The organism is Neobacillus drentensis (assembly GCF_036966985.1).
Classification (GTDB): Bacteria; Bacillota; Bacilli; order Bacillales; family Cytobacillaceae; genus Neobacillus; species Neobacillus drentensis_E.
In genome coordinates this window covers 1-1237 of record NZ_JBALSN010000762.1, presented here as the reverse complement: position 1 = coordinate 1237, position 1237 = coordinate 1, and the positions used below count along the sequence as shown (strand labels likewise).

The following is a 1237-nucleotide window of genomic DNA, read 5'->3' as shown; positions in this document are numbered from 1 at the left end:
ACTGAAGAGGACTCTATAAATGTAAGGACCAACACTATGAAAAAGTTGATTATGAAAATGCTGTTCATTTTGATTGCATTATTACATATTAATGGTTGTTCAAATAATAATACAACTAATAATAATAAGGATAATCATAAAGAGATGAATACAAGCCAAACTGAAAATAGTAAAACAGAAGATACCATACCACAAGATACCCAAAAGACCACTTTACCACCTAAGAAAGATCCAATTCAAGAGCAGCTTAATAAGATGACTTTAAATGAAAAAATCGGGCAAATGATCATCGCAGGATTTGATGGTATAACCGTTAATTCAAATACACAAAACCTAATTAATAAATACAAGCCAGGCGGGTTAATCCTATATCAACCGAATGTTAAGGGTGCTGCTCAATTAGTTAACTTAACAAATGCAATTAAAACTGCAAACAGCAAGAATAAAGTACCACTATTCATATCCGTCGACCAGGAAGGCGGGAGAGTACACCGAATGCCAACATCAATCAAAAACACACCGAGTGCAAGAATCATTGGAAATAAAAAAGATGAAAAATACGCATATAATATAGGTAAGGTGATCGCCTATGAATTGCAAGCTTTTGGATTTAACACAGATTTCGCTCCCGTTCTAGATATCCAAAGCAATCCTAATAATACTGTTATCGGGGATCGTTCCTTTGGATCAAATTCCAGTATTGTTTCTAAACTAGGAGTTAGTATGATGAATGGAATAAGTTCTGGAAAAATCATTCCAGTTATTAAACATTTCCCTGGGCACGGAGACACGTCCGTTGATTCTCATTTGGAACTTCCATTAGTACAGAATGATTCTACAAGACTAAAAAAGGTTGAACTAGTTCCATTTAACAATGCAATCAAAGACCACGCCGATATGGTGATGGTTGCTCACATATTAGTGAAAAAAATTGATCCTAATTATCCTGCATCCATGTCAAAAACTATTATTACAAATATTTTACGTAAACAATCTGGATTTGGCGGAGTTGTCATTACAGATGATATGACGATGGGTGCGATTGCAAAGCACTACAAGTTGAAAGACGCAGCCGTAAGGGCGGTAAACGCGGGGAGCGACATTATTTTAGTTGGTCATGGAATGGATAATGTGGCTACTGTTTACAATAGTATTTATTCAGCTGTGACAAATCATACTATTTCTGAAGATACGATAAATAAGAGTGTATACAGGATTTTAACTTTGAAACATAAAT

At 34.9% G+C, this 1237-nt stretch carries 1 protein-coding gene; it reads left to right on the top strand.

Translation table 11 applies throughout. From position 1 onward, the window contains the following. Window positions 1-36: 36 nt before the first annotated feature. Window positions 37-1237 (top strand): beta-N-acetylhexosaminidase (gene nagZ / locus V7659_RS31475; protein WP_335543904.1); only part of this gene is annotated, 1201 nt, incomplete at its 3' end.